Annotated in this window: 15 protein-coding genes; 11 read left to right on the forward strand and 4 right to left on the reverse strand. The window is 58.2% G+C overall.

Features of this window, described 5'->3' with window-relative positions:
- Positions 1 to 96 precede the first annotated feature (96 nt).
- Positions 97 to 456: an IS66 family insertion sequence element accessory protein TnpB gene (tnpB, locus tag AC1DIH_RS10325; RefSeq protein ID WP_019412232.1), complete on the forward strand. Its 360-nt coding sequence runs from the start codon at positions 97 to 99 to the stop codon at positions 454 to 456.
- Positions 457 to 474: 18 nt separating this feature from the next.
- Positions 475 to 2,007: an IS66 family transposase gene (tnpC, locus tag AC1DIH_RS10330; protein ID WP_477771593.1), complete on the forward strand. Its 1,533-nt coding sequence runs from the start codon at positions 475 to 477 to the stop codon at positions 2,005 to 2,007.
- A 317-nt stretch (positions 2,008 to 2,324) separates the two neighbouring features.
- Here the strand turns inward: tnpC and AC1DIH_RS10335 are convergent, their stop codons facing one another.
- Positions 2,325 to 3,626: a serine/threonine transporter gene (locus AC1DIH_RS10335; RefSeq protein ID WP_477771594.1), complete on the reverse strand. Its 1,302-nt coding sequence runs from the start codon at positions 3,624 to 3,626 to the stop codon at positions 2,325 to 2,327.
- 63 nt (positions 3,627 to 3,689) lie between these two features.
- Positions 3,690 to 5,066, reverse strand: a complete 1,377-nt coding sequence (locus AC1DIH_RS10340) for an L-serine ammonia-lyase (RefSeq protein ID WP_477771595.1) — start codon at positions 5,064 to 5,066, stop codon at positions 3,690 to 3,692.
- Positions 5,067 to 5,201: 135 nt separating this feature from the next.
- Here AC1DIH_RS10340 and AC1DIH_RS10345 point away from each other — a divergent pair, with 135 nt between their 5' ends.
- The 6 genes from AC1DIH_RS10345 to AC1DIH_RS10370 all read left to right on the forward strand — a co-directional run bounded on the left by AC1DIH_RS10345 (position 5,202) and on the right by AC1DIH_RS10370 (position 11,873).
- Positions 5,202 to 6,149: a LysR substrate-binding domain-containing protein gene (locus AC1DIH_RS10345; protein WP_019693524.1), complete on the forward strand. Its 948-nt coding sequence runs from the start codon at positions 5,202 to 5,204 to the stop codon at positions 6,147 to 6,149.
- Positions 6,150 to 6,362: 213 nt separating this feature from the next.
- Positions 6,363 to 6,770 carry an HPF/RaiA family ribosome-associated protein gene (locus AC1DIH_RS10350; RefSeq protein ID WP_477771596.1) on the forward strand — a complete coding sequence of 136 codons (408 nt, stop codon included), beginning with the start codon at positions 6,363 to 6,365 and terminating at the stop codon, positions 6,768 to 6,770.
- A 218-nt stretch (positions 6,771 to 6,988) separates the two neighbouring features.
- On the forward strand, positions 6,989 to 7,900 hold the full coding sequence (locus AC1DIH_RS10355; protein WP_477771597.1) for an SDR family oxidoreductase: 912 nt from the start codon (positions 6,989 to 6,991) through the stop codon (positions 7,898 to 7,900).
- A 667-nt stretch (positions 7,901 to 8,567) separates the two neighbouring features.
- Positions 8,568 to 8,921, forward strand: a complete 354-nt coding sequence (locus AC1DIH_RS10360; RefSeq protein ID WP_477771598.1) for a hypothetical protein — start codon at positions 8,568 to 8,570, stop codon at positions 8,919 to 8,921.
- Between the two features lie 112 nt (positions 8,922 to 9,033).
- Positions 9,034 to 9,189 carry a hypothetical protein gene (locus AC1DIH_RS10365; protein ID WP_477771599.1) on the forward strand — a complete coding sequence of 52 codons (156 nt, stop codon included), beginning with the start codon at positions 9,034 to 9,036 and terminating at the stop codon, positions 9,187 to 9,189.
- Between the two features lie 209 nt (positions 9,190 to 9,398).
- Positions 9,399 to 11,873 (forward strand): dermonecrotic toxin domain-containing protein, encoded by a 2,475-nt coding sequence (locus AC1DIH_RS10370; RefSeq protein WP_477771600.1) that lies wholly within the window; start codon positions 9,399 to 9,401, stop codon positions 11,871 to 11,873.
- 24 nt (positions 11,874 to 11,897) lie between these two features.
- Here the strand turns inward: AC1DIH_RS10370 and AC1DIH_RS10375 are convergent, their stop codons facing one another.
- Positions 11,898 to 12,704, reverse strand: coding sequence for an IclR family transcriptional regulator (locus AC1DIH_RS10375; RefSeq protein WP_477771601.1), 807 nt, complete (start codon positions 12,702 to 12,704; stop codon positions 11,898 to 11,900).
- 165 nt (positions 12,705 to 12,869) lie between these two features.
- On the opposite strand from AC1DIH_RS10375, the gene hmgA reads away from it, so the two are divergent.
- The 3 genes from hmgA to maiA are packed head-to-tail and all read left to right on the forward strand — an operon-like array spanning position 12,870 to position 16,130.
- Entirely contained in the window at positions 12,870 to 14,174 is a 1,305-nt protein-coding gene (gene hmgA, locus AC1DIH_RS10380; protein WP_477771602.1) for a homogentisate 1,2-dioxygenase, read from the forward strand.
- Between the two features lie 3 nt (positions 14,175 to 14,177).
- Complete coding sequence (fahA, locus tag AC1DIH_RS10385) at positions 14,178 to 15,482, forward strand: fumarylacetoacetase (protein WP_477771603.1); 1,305 nt, start codon at positions 14,178 to 14,180, stop codon at positions 15,480 to 15,482.
- 12 nt (positions 15,483 to 15,494) lie between these two features.
- A complete protein-coding gene (gene maiA, locus AC1DIH_RS10390; protein WP_477771604.1) occupies positions 15,495 to 16,130 on the forward strand; it encodes a maleylacetoacetate isomerase in 636 nt (211 codons plus the stop codon).
- Positions 16,131 to 16,305: 175 nt separating this feature from the next.
- Here the strand turns inward: maiA and AC1DIH_RS10395 are convergent, their stop codons facing one another.
- The gene (locus AC1DIH_RS10395) at positions 16,306 to 17,109 is read right to left on the reverse strand and encodes a SirB1 family protein (protein WP_477771605.1); all 804 of its coding nucleotides are present in this window, start codon (positions 17,107 to 17,109) and stop codon (positions 16,306 to 16,308) included.
- Positions 17,110 to 17,290 lie beyond the last annotated feature (181 nt).

The raw sequence follows: 17,290 nt of genomic DNA on the forward strand, positions 1-17,290 counted from the left end.
GTAAACGCTCCGTAAACGCTCCATGAACCTCACATTCAAAGCCGCCACCTGATCCCCAATGCTGTGCTTCCGATTCCTTTCCGGAGCCAGCACCTCATGATGCGTCCCGACGCAAAAGTCGAAAAAGTCTATCTCTACCCCAAGCCCGTCGACTTCCGAAAGTCCATCGATGGCCTCGCTGCTCTGGTCGAACTGGACATCAAGGTCGCGGTGTTTGACCCGGTGCTTTTCGTGTTCCTCAACAAACCTCGAAACCGAGTGAAGATTTTGTATTGGGAGCGCAACGGCTTTTGCCTTTGGCTAAAGCGGCTGGAGTCCGAGCGCTTCAAAACATCGCCCGATTGTTCGGATGAAGCCATCGTGCTGACGGTTCAAGAACTCAACTGGTTATTGGACGGTTTTGATTTGTGGCGCAACCGTCCGCATCAAGTTTTGACGCCTCGATTCGTCGCCTGATTCGGTATAATCCAGGGCATGATTTCCATGCCCAAAGACCTTCCTGACGACCCTGTTTTGCTCAAGCAACTGCTTGAGCAAATGCTGAGTGAGCGCGAGTCGGATAAGGGCAAGATCGTTCATCTCGAGGAAGAAAATGCGCTGTTGCGTCAGCGCCTTTTCGGGCGCAAGTCAGAGCAGACAGCTGATCCCACGACTCCGCAAATGGCCTTGTTCAACGAAGCTGAAAGCGTGGCCGGGGTTGTCGACGAAACGGTTGAAGAAGAGGTCGTAGCTCCGACCAGGCGACGGGGCAAACGCAAGCCTCTGCCCGCCGATCTTCCGCGTGTTGAAGTCATTCACGAACTGCCCGATCATGAGCTGACCTGCGCCTGCGGTTGCCGTAAACACAGCATTGGCGAGGAAGTCAGCGAGCAGCTCGAGATCGTGCCGATGCAAATCCGCGTGATCAAACATGTGCGCAAGATCTACGCCTGCCGCGATTGCGAAACTGCACCGGTTACAGCGGACAAGCCCGCTCAACTGATTGAAAAGAGCATGGCCAGCCCAAGTGTCCTGGCGATGCTGCTGACGACCAAATACGTCGACGGCTTACCGCTGCATCGCTTCGAAAAAGTGCTAGGCCGCCACGGTATCGATATTCCACGCCAAACCTTGGCGCGCTGGGTTATCCAGTGCGGTGAACACCTGCAACCCTTGCTCAACTTGATGCGGGATCGACTGCTGGAAAGTCGCGTAATCCACTGCGACGAAACGCGCGTACAGGTGATGAAAGAGCCTGATCGAGAACCGAGCAGCCAATCCTGGATGTGGGTGCAAACCGGCGGGCCGCCAAATCAGCCGGTGATCCTTTTTGACTACTCGACCAGCCGGGCGCAGGAGGTTCCGTCGCGCCTGCTCGAAGGTTATCGCGGCTACCTGATGACCGACGATTACGCTGGTTATAACGCCTTGGGCGCGCAATCCGGTATCGAGCGTTTAGGCTGTTGGGCACATGCGCGACGCAAGTTTGTCGAGGCGCAAAAGGTGCAGCCTAAAGGCAAAACCGGACGTGCCGATATCGCCCTGAATCTGATCAACAAGCTGTACGGTATCGAGCGAGATTTAAAAGAAGTCGGCGATGATCATCGCCACGAAAGCCGACAGCAAAACAGCCTACCGGTGTTGGCCCAGTTGCAAACATGGCTGGAGAAAACCCAGCCACAAGTGACAGCGCAAAATGCACTGGGCAAAGCCATCAGCTACCTGGCCAGCAACTGGATGAAGTTGGTGCGCTACACCGAAGCCGGTTACTTGCCGATCGACAACAATACGGCAGAGCGTGCGATCAGGCCCTTCGTTATCGGGCGCAAGAACTGGCTGTTCAGCGACACGCCCAAAGGCGCGATGGCCAGCGCTCAACTTTACAGCTTGGTCGAGACGGCCAAAGCCAACGGCCAAGAGCCCTATGCGTGGCTGCGCCACGCACTTGAGCGCCTGCCACAAGCCTCGAGTGTAGAAGACTTCGAGGCCTTGCTGCCGTGGAACTGCACACCGCAAACTCCAAGATAGCCATAGATCCCCACCTTTAAAATGTGGGGTTCATGGAGCGCTTACACCTGATAATCCGGCGCAAAAGCGTCGGTGATCAGTTGAAAAGGGTTATCCATAATGCGTCACCGCTTGATGGGATCGTGCAGTCATTGACCGGATGGGATCAGGATTGGTTCGCTTTTCCGGACCACCGGCAGGTCGCTCGCTGAGGTTTCAACAACATCCGTGTGCCTCCATTCTGACGAAGCAAGGGCCATGCCGGTTCTGCTCAGGGTCAATAAACCGGCAATAAAAAGGCGAGCCCAATGGCTCGCCTTTTTTATTCATGGTCCGTTTCAGGGCATGACGGAGTAGATGATCGCTGACAGTGCGATCAGGCCGATCAGCACCACGAACACGTTCGAGGCTTGCCCCGAATACTGGCGCAGCGACGGCACGCGGCGGATCGCGTACATCGGCATCAGGAACAACAGGCAGGCGATCACCGGCCCGCCGAGGGTTTCGATCATGCCCAGGATGCTCGGGTTGAAGGTCGCCACCACCCAGCAACTGAGAATCATGAACAGCGCGGTCACGCGGTTCAGCCAGCTGGCCGGCATCACCCGGCCGCGGCCGCGCAGGCTTTTCACGATCAGGCCCTGGAAGCCTTCGCTGGCACCGATGTAGTGGCCGAGGAAGGATTTGGTGATTGCCACCAGCGCGATCAACGGCGCGGCATAGGCGATGACCGGGGTCTGGAAGTGGTTGGCCAGGTACGACAGGATCGAGATGTTCTGTGCCTTCGCGGCGGCAAGGTCGGCCGGCGACAGGGCCAGCACGCAGCTGAAGCAGAAGAACATCACGGTCAGCACCATCATGCTGTGGGCGACGGCGAGGATGCCGCTGCTTTTCGGCTCGGCCTGGGCGCCGTAGCGCTGTTTCTGGTCGACGGCGAAGGCGGAGATGATCGGCGAGTGGTTGAACGAGAACACCATCACCGGAATCGCCAGCCACAAGGTTTTGAAGAACAGCGGCAGCGGCATGCCTTCACTGGCCGAGGCGAAGAACGCGCCGTTCCAGTTCGGGATCAGGCTCACGCCGAGCAACAGCAACGCGGCGACAAACGGGTAAACCAGCACGCTCATGCATTTGACGATCACGCCCTGGCCGCAACGGACGATCGCCATCAGCCCCAGAATCAGCGCCAGCGACAACACCGAGCGCGGTGGTGGCGCGATGTGCAACTGATGCTCCATGAAACTGCCGAGGGTGTTGGTCAGCGCCACGCTGTACACCAGCAGAATCGGGAAGATCGCAAAGAAATACAGCAGGGTGATCAGCTTGCCGGCACCGATGCCGAAGTGTTCTTCCACCACTTCGGTGATGTCCCCGGAACGTCCGGACAGCACGAAGCGGGTCAGGCCGCGGTGGGCGAAGAAGGTCATCGGGAACGCCAGCAGCGCCAGCACCAGCAACGGCCAGAAACCGCCGACGCCAGCGTTGATCGGCAGGAACAGCGTGCCTGCACCAATTGCCGTGCCGTAAAGGCCGAGCATCCAGGTGGTGTCGTGTTTGCTCCAGCCTTTGCTGGTGGTTGCGGTACTACGGGGCAGTTCTACAGCAGGATTATCGGCAGCAGGTGTACGTACATCGGTCATCAGTATCGCCTCGTTATTATTCTTGCTCGGGCTCACGTAATGCAGGCGGTCAGGGAATGCTCGTCAGCACTCCACCCAGCTCACGGCCAGGCCGCCCCGTGAAGTCTCTTTGTATTTGTCGTGCATATCGGCGCCGGTATCGCGCATGGTGCGGATCACCCGGTCCAGGGAAATGAAGTGTTTGCCGTCGCCGCGCAGGGCCATTTGCGTGGCGTTGATTGCCTTCACCGCGGCAATCGCGTTGCGCTCGATGCACGGCACCTGAACCAGCCCGCCGACCGGGTCGCAGGTCAGGCCGAGGTTGTGTTCCAGGCCGATTTCGGCGGCGTTTTCCAGTTGTTCGGGTGTCGCGCCCAATACATCGGCGAGGCCGGCAGCGGCCATGGCGCAGGCGGAACCGACTTCACCCTGGCAGCCGACTTCGGCGCCGGAGATCGAGGCGTTCTTTTTGCAGAGGATGCCCACCGAGGCGGCGGCGAGGAAAAACGCCACGACATCGTCGTCCGAAGCGTCGGGGTTGAACTTCATGTAGTAATGCAGCACTGCCGGGATGATCCCCGCCGCGCCATTGGTCGGTGCGGTGACCATGCGACCGCCGGCGGCGTTTTCTTCGTTCACGGCGAGGGCGAACAGGTTCACCCATTCCATCGCCGAGAGGGTCGAGCTGATGACATTCGGTTTGCCGATTTCCAGCAGGCTGCGGTGCAATTTCGCAGCGCGGCGCGGCACATCCAGACCACCCGGCAGCACGCCTTCGTGGCGCAGGCCTTGCTCGACGCATTCACGCATCACCGACCAGATGTGCAGCAGGCCGCTGCGAATTTCCGCATCGCTGCGCCAGGCCCGTTCGTTGGCCATCATCAGCTCGGAAACCCGCAAGCCGTGCTGGTTGCACAGCGACAGTAATTCCACGGCGCTGGAAAACTCGTACGGCAACACCACGTCGCTGGCGGCCGGCACGCCCGACTCGGCTTCAGCTGCTTCAACGATGAAACCGCCGCCGACCGAGTAGTAGGTTTGTTCCCACAGCTGGCCGTTTTCGCCAAAGGCTGTCAGCGACATGGCGTTAGGGTGGTAGGGCAGGCTTTCGTCGAGCAGCAGCAAGTCGCGTTGCCAATCGAAGGCAATGTTCCGGCGACCGGCCAGCAGCAGTTCGCCATTTTCACGCAACTGCTGGATACGCGGACCGATGCAGGTCGGGTCGATGCTGTCGGGCCATTCGCCCATCAGGCCCATGACGCAGGCGCGATCAGTGGCGTGGCCGACGCCGGTGGCGGACAGCGAGCCGTAGAGACGGACTTCCACCCGTCGGGTTTGCTCCAGCAAACCCTGGTCGAACAGCGCCTGAGTGAAGGTTGCCGCAGCGCGCATCGGGCCGACGGTGTGGGAGCTGGACGGACCGATGCCGACTTTGAAGAGATCGAAAACACTGATAGCCATGCTAAAGCCTTACAAGCAATGGAGTAGGAATCGCCGCCATTTTTTGTAGGCCAAGCGCAATGTCGGCGATACTGCCTACCTCGGTCAGTGCTGACCAACGAAACTTCCTAAGACAGGCTTTAGTAGGACTAAACGATGAGTCGTCAATTTCATGCCCAGACCTACGTCTGGCTGCATGTGTTTTCCTGTGCGGCACGCCACTTGTCGTTCACCCGCTGCGCCGAGGAACTGCACATCACCCCCGGTGCCGTCAGCCAGCAGATCCGCCAGTTGGAAGAGCGCCTGGGGTTTCGTCTGTTTCACCGCCGCGCCCGGGGTGTCGAATTGAGTGCCGAAGGCCAGCGCCTGGCGATTACCGTCAACGAGGCCTATGGCAGCATCGACGCGGAATTGCGCCGGCTGGATGCGGGGATGATCAGCGGCATCCTGCGGTTGCGCTCGATTCCTTCGTTTCTCGGCAAATGGCTGACGCCGCGCCTGCCGCGTTTGCAGCAGCGCTTTCCGGATATCCAGTTGCGGCTGGTGGCCGAGGACAGCAGCGTGGCGTTGCACGAAGGCGACTTCGACCTGGCCATCGACTTGAACGATGGCAGTTACCCGGGGTTGTTATCCACAGCCTTGCTCGATGAGCAGATTTTCCCGGTCTGCGCGCCGAGCCTGCTGCGTGGCCGACCGCCGCTGCACGGGCCGGCGGATCTGGTGCATTTTCCGTTGTTGCACGACATCACCGCCTGGCGCGGCAGTTATGAATACGCGGAGTGGGAGTTTTACCTGAACGCCATCGGCTTCGACGGCGCCGACGTGCGGCGTGGGCATACCTTCAACCGCAACCACCTGACCATCGAGGCGGCGATTGCCGGGATGGGCGTGGCCATCGCCCGCCGGACCTTGCTCAACGATGAGCTGGAGCGTGGCACGCTGATCGTGCCATTTGGCGTCGCGGTGCCCAACTACAAACGCTATGTATTGCTGTATTCACCGGGGGCGCTGAGCCATCCGGGCGTGCGCGCGGTGCATGACTGGCTGGTGGAGGAAGCGGAGATTTTTCGTGGGTTGCACCCCCTGGGTGAGGGGCAATTGTGAGGATTTATTGCGGCATTGCGGATCGAGTCGACTCCCGACATTAACAGCGCTTTTGCCCGTTGTCCGGCTTTTTTTGCGTAGGAATATTTATCTTTTTTTAGGGGTTGAATTGTTTCTCCATCTGCCCAACTCTGTAACCAAGAGGTCACGGCCAACCAGGTTTCAAACACTGCACCGGACCTCTCGCGAGCTAGCTGAAATAAGGGATGAACTATGCAAATCCAAGTCAATAGCGATAACCATATTCAAAGCAGCATCCGACTGGAGGAGTGGGTACGTACTACCATTGAGAGCACGCTCGAACGATACGAAGAAGACCTGACACGGGTCGAAGTCCACCTGCGGGACGAGAACGGCGATAAACCCGGTCCACACGACATGCGCTGCCAACTTGAAGCGCGGCCAAAAGGCCATCAACCGGTATCCGTTACTCATAAAGCCGACACACTGGAACTGGCCATCGACGGGGCGGCCGCCAAGCTTGAACACGCCCTGGAACACCTGTTCGGCAAATTGCGCGGTAAACGCGCCACCGTCACGCCGATCAACTCGGGTGCTCATGCCGATGCGCTACTTGAAGAAGAATTTCTCGAGAACGAACAGGCCGCTTTCAATAGCTGATGCCTGAAACACCCTTACCACCCCACTGAAAACGGGCCTGCAGATGCAGGCCCGTTTCGTTTATGCCTTGAACACCGTCGTGCAGGGCGTCAGCACATCTGTCGCTCATCATCCCCCAGCCTTATTGCGCACCATTCAGCCTCAGCCCTGTTGATTGTGACTACCGGCGCCGTGCCTGACACTCGGGCTCACTGTCCCTGGCCTGCTGGAGTTTGGTAATGAAAGAGTCTGTGCGCTTTGAAGATAAAGTGGTGATCGTCACCGGTGCAGGCGGCGGTCTCGGACGGGCTCATGCGTTGTTATTCGCCAGGCAGGGCGCCAAGGTACTGGTCAATGATCTCGGTGGTTCGGCTCAAGGCGAAGGCGCCAATGCCTCGGCAGCCGACCGCGTGGTGGCAGAGATTCGCGAAGCCGGTGGCACTGCCGTGGCCAACCACGATTCGGTGACCGACGGCGACAAACTCGTGCAGCACGCCCTCGACGCCTTTGGCCGCATCGACGTGGTGGTCAACAACGCCGGGATTCTGCGCGACAAGACCTTCCACAAAATGGAAGACGGCGATTGGGACCTGGTTTACCGCGTGCATGTCGAAGGTGCTTATAAAGTCACCCGTGCCGCGTGGCCGCACATGCGTGAGCAAAACTACGGTCGAGTGATCTTCACCGCCTCGACCTCCGGTATCTATGGCAACTTCGGTCAGTCCAACTACGGCATGGCCAAACTCGGTCTTTATGGCCTGACCCGCACCCTGGCCATCGAAGGCCGCAAGAACAACATTCTGGTCAACTCCATCGCCCCGACCGGCGGCACGCGCATGACCGAAGGCCTGATTCCGCCACAAGTCTTCGAACAGTTGAAGCCGGAACTGGTCAGCCCGCTGGTGGTGTACCTGGCCAGCGAGAACTGCCAGGAATCCTCTGGCCTGTTCGAAGTCGGCGGTGGCTGGATGGGCAAGGTGCGCTGGGAACGCAGCCTCGGCGCCGGGTTTGATCCGCGTGAGGGCTTCTCTCCGGAAGATGTTGCTGCTCACTGGGAGCAGATCTGCGACTTTGAAGGTGCGGCGCATCCAAAGGACAACATTGAAGCGTTGAGGGAAATGATGGGGAATTTGCAGAGGTATTCGCTGTAATACCGAGGACTATTGCCGGCCTGCGCTCAATCAGCTTCGCCTCCGGGCACTCCCCCCATCGAAACCCGTGCTCACGGGGTTCTTTTATTTCGCCCTAAAAAAAGGCCGCTGCAAACGCAGCGGCCAAGGTAAGACGTTGGATCAAGGAGCTACAAATCAACGTCAGTGAACACGGGTCGATGAACTGAAACGGATTCAAATCATCTGGATTCTGTTGCTAATGAGGCGGGAAAGTCACACCTCGGTGTTTCGTGCTTTCGGCCGTATTGCCCTGAAAGCCAGGCAAGGATAAGTCCTTATCCCCAAAGGAAAAATAGCGATTCGGGACAATGACTGTTACAGCCTCGGCAACAGTCGCTGCCACGCAACTCCCCCGACAGTCTCCGTATCTACCTTCATGTCGCAGGTGCTCACCGTCGCGGTTGCCTTGGGTTGCTGTGCCCAGGCGCAGGCTGTGGACTTCAACAAATAGAGCACTTCACTTGTTGTAAGAGTTCAGCGTCTGATCGATTCAGAGTGTTTTTTAGTTGTTGATTTTACGAATTAACACAAGTTTTCGGGTGCGCGCTGTGTGCTAAATGCCTATAAGTAGTTGGGCGCCAGATGTGCAGTTGTCTTGTTGTTTTCTGGTGCTCTAAATCACTATTTAATAAGCGGTATTTTTATAATGACTGATGTTCTTCTCGAAAAAATACGTAGCAAGTTGAAGCATATTTTTAAAAGTCGTGGTTATGGTCTGGATCCCGATACTACTTACTATTCCAGTGCGGTGATCAACGATCTTGGGCAGGCGGTTGTCGCTTATTCCGAGTCGCTGACCTGGGTCGTCATGGAAAAAGTACAGCATGATGAGCTGCCATCATTCGATGAAACGCTCGGTGGGATTTACTCTATTCGATGGAGCCGGGATCCGAAATATCAGGTTAATACGGCGGTACTGGATGTCAGGGAGTTTAATCGGATCTGCCATGGGATTGTAATCGAGTTCCGAAAGGAAGCGCTCTTCGCTGAGCCGTTCTGACCGTGCGGCGCTGCTCGTGATGGCAGGCGGCTTTGTAATGGTCATTCACGAACGCATTCCCGTTGCGGAGTGTGCATTAGTCAGCTGAATAGTATTTAAAAGGAATTTATGTATGGCGAACCCGGATTTGCTGAAAGAAGTCAGTGAGCAACTCAATGCGTGTTTTGAGGATTTAGGCTGCGGTATCAATGCGGACGAAATCTATCTGAACTCGGTCGTGGTTAATGATCTGGGGGAACCGCTCGTCGAATCCTATCGAAATAAATAACTGTTTGGCCAGGCGTTGTTTTTTATGGTTGGGCTGTTTCGAAACAGTCTCGAACTTACGCGGTTTGAGGGAGATGCTCATACCTCATGCACTCACTCATGGCTCGAGTCACCGCTAGAAGTTACTGGCGTACCGGGCTGTGATTTAAATAACTCTCTCGACGCATGGAGCGGTAATAGGCCGTTTACAAATGTCATAAGGAACAGTGAATGAATATAAAACTTTCAACAGAAGCGCTACAGGGAACGTTTCAGGACGCGCTTCTACGCCCCTCTAAGCGGGCGATGGCCGAACAACCTCACCTGATACCGGATTGGCTACAGCGTGCCAGTGAAGAGGATCGCCAGTATTACGTCGATACGGAACAGTCCCTGGCAGCAAAAGAGCAAGCGCTTGATGAACAGCTGAAAGAGACCAGGTCCCTCAAGGTATTCGCACACTCTTATGCCCAGGAGTTCGTCCGGATTCTCTGCGGCGAACTCATCGACCCGGAGCAGATTTTCGTCAACGCTCGTCATACGTTCCATGTGGGTCCGCAAAAGGTTGTTCAATGTAATCGCCTGACGCTTCCCGAGTTCATGCTCAATGGTTTGTATGATCCGTCCTCTGCCCCATTGGCGTTCACCCTTGAAGGCGAGGCGCTGCCGTCAGGCTTGACCGAAGAAGACCTCAAGGCAGTGATGGGCAGCGAGAGCATGCGCTCGCTGTATGCCGAGAAATTTGAAGAAAAGTACACCAGTGAAGCGGTACTGCAAGCCCTGCAAGCCGTGCTGGACGGTCGCACGGACCTGAGCTCGTTCAGTGCAAAGTTGCAAGGGCATATCAGTGACGACAGCCTCAAGATCGTCGAACGGGCCAGTCAGAACGCCGAAAACTATTCGGCGGGAGATCTTTTACTCGATAGCTGGAAAATCCCCTTTCAAGGGATGATTGTCTATTGCGGACCAGAAGGTGAGGGCGGTACTTGCGTTCTCTATGCGCCTGATGCGCCGGGGGGCAGGGTCTGGTTCGAGTTTCCTAGCTTCAAACAACTGAACTTCCATATGTTCAACTGGACGAGGTTGCCAGAAGGACGCAGTTACCTGAGTCGGCAGTCTCACGCCAGTGAGCGAGAGCGCACCCATTCGTACATGCGGCATTTAGAGGCAGAGCTACCGGTTCAATGGGGCATCAAGCGCAACGTCTGGTCATCGGTTGGTGCCGGTGCATTGCGCCAGGGTGTCTTGCTCAATGTCGGTTGGCTGCGGGGCGAAGTGGAGGCGGTCATTCCTGCCGGTTATCGTTCGGCCACCGCCTACCATCGACAGTATTTCGCCCGTTTGAACACCGAGCTTAAAGCGTTGACCCGGCTCGCCAGTCATGAGGCGGCGCTGATCAGCTACGAGAAGTTTGCGTACAACCTCATCAAACAAAGGGTTGAAGATGTTCTGGCGGAACACGGTGAAACAGTCGTCGTGAACCCCGATCTGATAAAGGTGGTGCTGGACGAGTCGCAAGAAATGACCTTGTCTCAGCTCATCATCAAGGAACAACACATCACGGAAGACAGCGGGCCGATACATAACCCGGGAATCTACCCAGCACTGCGTTTGTTGGCCGGCCATCCCCCCATTTCCGACACGTTGATGGCCAATGTGCTGATGAAATATATCGTGGGCTGGTCGAAGACATTGCGTCCGGGCGAAAAATACATCGACATGTTGTCCACCGACTACCTGGACCCCGATGCCCCTGGTTACGCGCTCAAACGCGATGTCTATGTCAACCTGCAACTGCATGAAATGCAGCGAGCCGCATTGGCGGAACTGTTCAGCGGTGTGCTTTCGCGGGAACACTATGAACGTATCGAACAGGCTATTGATCGGTTGCGAGTACCGGAAGCCACCGATCCAATAGCCAATGATGACCCTGAATCTCCCCAGCGCAACGGCGTGTACAGGTTTTATCTGCAAAACCGCAAGGTCCAGGGCGTTTATGTTTTTCGCTTGATGAGCGATGGCGTGGCCACGGATCTGTTGTATACCCCGAATGCACCTGACGGCCGCTGGTTTCGACCACGGGCCGAGTTCGCCAGGTCGGTGAAAGTGGGTGGTTTAGGCAGTTATTACTGCGCGCGAGTCAAATACACCGATCAGCGAGTGATCAACGCCTACATCGAAGAGATGAAACAACGTAGTACCGACGACGAGCCGCCGGCACTGCATGTTCATAGCCGCGTATTCGACTTTTCCGGTTGTTACAGCGAGATGATCAGGCAGATCATCGACGGGGTCGATGCACAAACCACAAGTCTCATCGAGATTGTCGCCAAGCTGACCTACGACGCTGCGGTAGCGGCAGTCACCGTCGTAGGCTGTGTCTTTCCACCGATCGGTCTTGGGTTAAGTGCTGTCGTGATGACAAAAGGGGTGTTCGAGGGGGCAAAGGCTTATCACGAAGGAGATCATTCGTGGGTATTCGCAAGCTACCTCGATTGCATGCTGGAACTGGCCACGATGCGTATCGGCAAGTTGGGTTTCTCGCAGGTGCAGAAGGCGATTGCCAAGCGCCTGGGCGATGCGAATACCTGTTTGAGCGTTGTCTCTGCGTGCAGTGGAACAACAGTGGATCTGGCGGTGATGACTGAATTGATGAAAGAGGCACTCAAAGAGCCCGATTCCAGCGAGCAGACGTTACTGGGGTAAACACAGGCGTTCAGCGCGAATGATTTAACCGACGACGGCGTTGGGCTCATACCCCATCCGCCAACTCACGGCCCGGGTCGCCGCCAGCAATCGCTGCGCCGCCGGGCCGTTTTCGTCGGCGTGGAACAACGACGTCGGGCCGACAATGGTCAGCACGGCCGCCACCTGGCCGACCGCATTGAACACCGGCGCCGAGAGCGCATCGACGCCCGGCATCAGCAAACCATGCACATGATGCAGGCCGCGTTCGCGGATCTGTTCACACAAGGTCGCATAGACCTGGTTATCGGCCAGCGGATGGGCAGCCGTTGCCTGCACTTCCAGTTCGCGTAACTCGATGGTTTCGCGGTTCGGCAAAAAAGCGCTGAACACCAGGCCGGTGGATGAACTGAGCAGCGGCAGCACCGAACCCAGTTGCGTCACCACCGTTACTGCGCGCACGGCGGGCTCGATATGCACCACGGTTGCGCCCTGGTTGCCCCACACCGCGAGGAAGCAGGTTTCGTTCAGGTCATCGCGCAACTCGGCCAGTGGCAGGGCGGCGACTTTCAGCACGTCCATACTGTTTAAAGCAGCCAGGCCAACGCGCAAGGCTTCGCGACCGAGACCGTAATGGTTGGTGGCGGCGTTTTGTTCGGCAAAGCCACTGGCGATCAACGCCTGCAAATAGCGGTGAACCTTGCTCGCCGGCATCTGCACGTGTTCGGCCAGGCGCGACAACGACGTCGATGGCGACAACTCGGCCAGGGCCTTGAGGATGTCGGTGCCGACTTCGGCCGAGCGGACTTTCTGTTTGCCGTTGTCGGCGGTGCTGCTGCGCGGCTTTTCCATGGAGGCGGTGTGATCCCGGGACGAATGGGCGTCTTTATAGCTTGACGGTCAATACCAATCAAATTACGTTATGCGTAATCGAATTACGATAAAAATAACCTGGGCGTGCCGAGACTTCTGAAAAGGAGCCATAGGCCACGGCCTACTCCCTGTTCAGGAGGCTCCATGAACCTTGATTCAACGGCGCCAGCGCTGGTTTACCAGTCAGGTTTCGGCAACGAATTCAGCAGCGAAGCGTTGCCCGGCGCACTGCCCGTCGGCCAGAACTCCCCGCAAAAAGCCCCGTACGGTCTCTACACCGAACTGTTCTCCGGTACTGCGTTCACCATGGCGCGCAGTGAAGCGCGACGCACCTGGATGTACCGTATTCAGCCGTCGGCCAATCACCCGGCGTTCGTTAAACTGGAGCGGCAATTGGCTGGCGGACCGCTGGGCGGCGTGACGCCCAACCGCCTGCGCTGGAACCCGTTGGAGATTCCTGGCGAGCCGACCGATTTCATCGACGGTCTGGTGTGCATGGCGGCTAACTCGGGTTCGGAAAAACCGGCCGGGATCAGTATTTATCACTACCGCGCCAATCGCTCGATGGAGCGGGTGTTCTTCAACGCTGATGGCGAGTGGTTGCTGGTACCGGAGCAGGGTCGGTTGCGCATCGCCACCGAACTCGGGGTGCTGGAACTGGAACCGCTGGAAATCGCCGTGCTGCCACGCGGTCTGAAATTCCGCATCGAATTGCTCGACCCGCAAGCCCGTGGCTACCTGGCCGAGAACCATGGCGCGCCGCTGCGCCTGCCGGACCTCGGGCCGATTGGCAGTAACGGTCTGGCCAATCCACGGGACTTCCTGACCCCGGTTGCGCACTACGAAGACCTCAAGCAGCCGACCACCCTGGTACAGAAATTCCTCGGTGAGTTGTGGGGCTGCGAACTCGACCATTCGCCACTGAACGTGGTCGCCTGGCACGGTAATAATGTGCCGTATAAATATGACCTGCGCCGCTTCAACACTATTGGCACGGTCAGCTTCGATCACCCGGACCCGTCGATCTTCACCGTGCTGACGTCGCCGACCAGCGTCCACGGTCTGGCCAACCTCGATTTCGTGATCTTCCCGCCACGCTGGATGGTGGCCGAAAACACCTTCCGTCCACCGTGGTTCCACCGCAACCTGATGAATGAATTCATGGGCCTGATCCAGGGCACCTACGACGCCAAGGCCGAAGGTTTCCTGCCGGGTGGCGCGTCGTTGCACAGCTGCATGAGCGCTCACGGGCCGGACGGTGAAACCTGCACCAAGGCGATCAATGCCGAGCTGGCGCCGAGCAAAATCGACAACACCATGGCCTTCATGTTCGAGACCAGCCAGGTGTTGCGCCCAAGCCGCTTTGCCCTCGATTGCCAGCAACTGCAAAACAACTACGATGCATGCTGGGCCTCGCTGCCCGTCACATTCAATCCGAACCGGAGATAACCCATGACTCAGACCACCCCCACTCGTAGCTGGGTTGCCTCCGCCAACGGTCACACCGACTTCCCGCTGCAGAACCTGCCGCTGGGCGTGTTCAGCACCCAGGGTTCGGCGCCGCGCAGCGGTGTGGCAATCGGCGAGCATATTTTCGATCTGGAAGCAGCGCTCGAGGCCGGTCTGTTTGACGGTGCGGCGCGTGCGGCCGTCGAAGCCACCCGTGGCGGTCAGCTGAACGCATTCTTCGACCTCGGACGTGGCGCCCGCGTGGCCCTGCGTGAGCGTCTGTTGGAACTGTTCACCGAAGGCAGCACCCTGCGCGGCAAGATCGAAGCACAAGGCGCAAAACTGCTGCCATTGGCCGCCGATTGCCAGATGCACCTGCCTGCGAAGATCAATGATTACACCGACTTCTACGTCGGCATCGAGCACGCGCAAAACGTCGGCAAACTGTTCCGCCCGGACAACCCGCTGCTGCCGAACTACAAGTACGTGCCGATCGGCTACCACGGTCGTGCATCGACCATTCGCCCATCCGGCACCGACGTGCGTCGTCCGAAAGGCCAGACCTTGCCAGCCGGTCAGACCGAACCAACCTTCGGCCCGTGTGCGCGTCTGGACTATGAACTGGAGCTCGGCATCTGGATCGGCCAGGGCAATGAGATGGGCGACTCGATTGCCATCGGCGACGCTGCCGAGCACATCGCCGGTTTCTGCCTGCTGAATGACTGGTCGGCGCGCGACATCCAGGCCTGGGAATACCAGCCACTGGGGCCGTTCCTGTCGAAAAGCTTCATCACCAGCATCTCGCCATGGGTCGTTACCGCTGAAGCGCTGGAGCCGTTCCGCCGTGCCCAACCGGCGCGTCCCGAGGGCGATCCGCAGCCGCTGCCGTACCTGTTCGACAAACGCGATCAGGCCGCTGGCGCCTTCGATATCGAACTGGAAGTGCTGCTGCTGACCGAAGCCATGCGCGAACAAAACCTGCCAGCCCATCGCCTGACGCTGAGCAACACTCAATACATGTACTGGACCGTGGCGCAAATGGTCGCGCACCACAGCGTCAACGGTTGCCAGTTGCAGGCCGGTGACCTGTTCGGTTCGGGCACCTTGTCGGGGCCGGAAAACGGCCAGTTCGGCAGTCTGCTGGAAATCACCGAAGGCGGTAAAAAGCCGATCGAACTGGCTTCGGGCGAGGTGCGCAAGTTCCTTGAAGACGGCGACGAAATCATCCTGCGTGCACGCTGCAGCCGTGACGGTTTCGCCTCCATTGGTTTCGGCGAATGCCGCGGCAAAATCCTGCCGGCGCGCTAAGAGGTTCAGGCCATGGAACTCTTTACCTACTACCGTTCGACATCGTCCTTTCGGGTGCGCATTGCCCTGGCACTCAAAGGGCTGGAGTACCAGGCGCTGCCGATCAACCTGATCGCGCCGCAAGGTGGCGAACACCAGCAACCGGCTTATTTGCACATCAACCCGCAAGGCCGGGTGCCAGCCTTGCGCACCGATGAAGGCGAGTTGCTGATCCAGTCCCCGGCGATCATCGAGTACCTGGAAGAGCGTTATCCACAGGTGCCGCTGCTGTCCAAAGACCTGGCCAGGCGCGCGCATGAGCGTGGGGTGGCCGCGTTGATCGGTTGCGACATTCATCCGCTGCACAACGTCAGCGTGCTCAATCAGCTGCGCCAACTCGGACATGATGAGCCGCAGGTGGTGCACTGGATTGGCCACTGGATTACTCAGGGGCTGTCGGCAGTCGAGCACTTGATTGGCGATGAGGGTTACTGTTTCGGCAGCGCGCCTGGGTTGGCGGATGTCTACCTGATTCCGCAGCTGTACGCGGCCGAGCGGTTCAACATTTCCCTTGAGGCGTATCCACGGATTCGCCGGGTCGCGGCGCTGGCCGCGCAGCACCCGGCCTTCATCAAGGCCCACCCGGCCAATCAGCCCGATACCCCATAGCTGAACGGACACTAATTGTTCTTGTGGCGAGGGAGCTTGCTCCCGCTGGGGCGCGCAGCGGCCCTAAATCGGGGGCTGGTGATTTATCAGATATAACGAACCAACTGGGTTAACGACTGCTGCGCAGCCGAACGGGAGCAAGCTCCCTCGCCACAGGATCGCGGTGGTTAATGGTTTAGTGCACCACGCTGTTAGGCGGTAAATGCCCCAGCCGTTCAGTCAGGCGGATGCGCTGGATCGGGTCGTCGGTGAGCAGCAAGGCATGCTCCAGGTCGAAACGTTCGGCGTTGGGGCAGTCCAGCCGCTGATAGAGGCTGGCGCGGGCCAGGTAGTCGCTGACGCAAGCATTACCAAGCTCCAGCACTCGCTCGGCATCGATCAGCGCGCCGATGTTGTCGTCGTTGGCTAAATGCAACTGACGCAAGTTGCGCGACAGCCGCTGCAGCATCTGGACCGGATCGCTCGTCACCAGATGCTCGGCATTGAGCTGCATATTCGGGCCGTACTGGCGCTGCAGCAATTCTCGGCAGTCGTTGGGGTACAGGCGCCGACCGCCACACGGATCGAGCACATGATCGGCCCCCTGCACCCGCAACAGAAAGTGCCCGGGAAAATTCACCCCGACCATTGGGATCTCCAGCCGCCGGGCCAACTCCAGTGCGATCAAACCGAGGGCCAGCGGTTGCCCGCGTCGGCGTTCCAGCACCTTGTTGAGCAGCGCCGCTTGCGGGCGCAGCGGGATGGATTCGTCCTGTTGATAACCCATGTCATTGAGTCGCCGCAACAACGGTTGGGCCAACTCGCTGACCGGCAACATCGGCAGACCGGCACTGACCCGTTGTTGCAGATCCTTGAATTGCTCCAGCAGCACCTCGGGCTTCACCAGCGGATCGTGCTCGGCAGCGATCCACAGCGCCGCTTCGAAGAGCGCCGGTGGCGAGCGTTGCAGACAGGCGAAAAAAGCGTGGCGCGGGTTCATCAAAATCTCCGTCGAATGCCTCGTTTTAGCCCCGTCTCAGGCATTCGTCCAGTGCTCTACACATGCCGTTGCAGGTTATGTCTCAAAGGCTTTAAAAGCCCTGCTGCTTATTCCGGTGCGCTTCAGCAATTTTCAGCCGCAGGCCTATACTGGCGACTACAAGAAGTGATTCGGGAGCCCT

Source organism: Pseudomonas sp. 05N36, assembly GCF_056397385.1.

Coding starts and splice junctions, on each gene's coding strand:
- tnpB (WP_019412232.1), top strand. CDS start 97: ATGATGCGTCCCGACGCAAAAGTCGAAAAAGTCTATCTCTACCCCAAG.
- tnpC (WP_477771593.1), top strand. CDS start 475: ATGATTTCCATGCCCAAAGACCTTCCTGACGACCCTGTTTTGCTCAAG.
- AC1DIH_RS10335 (WP_477771594.1), bottom strand. CDS start 3,626: ATGACCGATGTACGTACACCTGCTGCCGATAATCCTGCTGTAGAACTG.
- AC1DIH_RS10340 (WP_477771595.1), bottom strand. CDS start 5,066: ATGGCTATCAGTGTTTTCGATCTCTTCAAAGTCGGCATCGGTCCGTCC.
- AC1DIH_RS10345 (WP_019693524.1), top strand. CDS start 5,202: ATGAGTCGTCAATTTCATGCCCAGACCTACGTCTGGCTGCATGTGTTT.
- AC1DIH_RS10350 (WP_477771596.1), top strand. CDS start 6,363: ATGCAAATCCAAGTCAATAGCGATAACCATATTCAAAGCAGCATCCGA.
- AC1DIH_RS10355 (WP_477771597.1), top strand. CDS start 6,989: ATGAAAGAGTCTGTGCGCTTTGAAGATAAAGTGGTGATCGTCACCGGT.
- AC1DIH_RS10360 (WP_477771598.1), top strand. CDS start 8,568: ATGACTGATGTTCTTCTCGAAAAAATACGTAGCAAGTTGAAGCATATT.
- AC1DIH_RS10365 (WP_477771599.1), top strand. CDS start 9,034: ATGGCGAACCCGGATTTGCTGAAAGAAGTCAGTGAGCAACTCAATGCG.
- AC1DIH_RS10370 (WP_477771600.1), top strand. CDS start 9,399: ATGAATATAAAACTTTCAACAGAAGCGCTACAGGGAACGTTTCAGGAC.
- AC1DIH_RS10375 (WP_477771601.1), bottom strand. CDS start 12,704: ATGGAAAAGCCGCGCAGCAGCACCGCCGACAACGGCAAACAGAAAGTC.
- hmgA (WP_477771602.1), top strand. CDS start 12,870: ATGAACCTTGATTCAACGGCGCCAGCGCTGGTTTACCAGTCAGGTTTC.
- fahA (WP_477771603.1), top strand. CDS start 14,178: ATGACTCAGACCACCCCCACTCGTAGCTGGGTTGCCTCCGCCAACGGT.
- maiA (WP_477771604.1), top strand. CDS start 15,495: ATGGAACTCTTTACCTACTACCGTTCGACATCGTCCTTTCGGGTGCGC.
- AC1DIH_RS10395 (WP_477771605.1), bottom strand. CDS start 17,109: ATGAACCCGCGCCACGCTTTTTTCGCCTGTCTGCAACGCTCGCCACCG.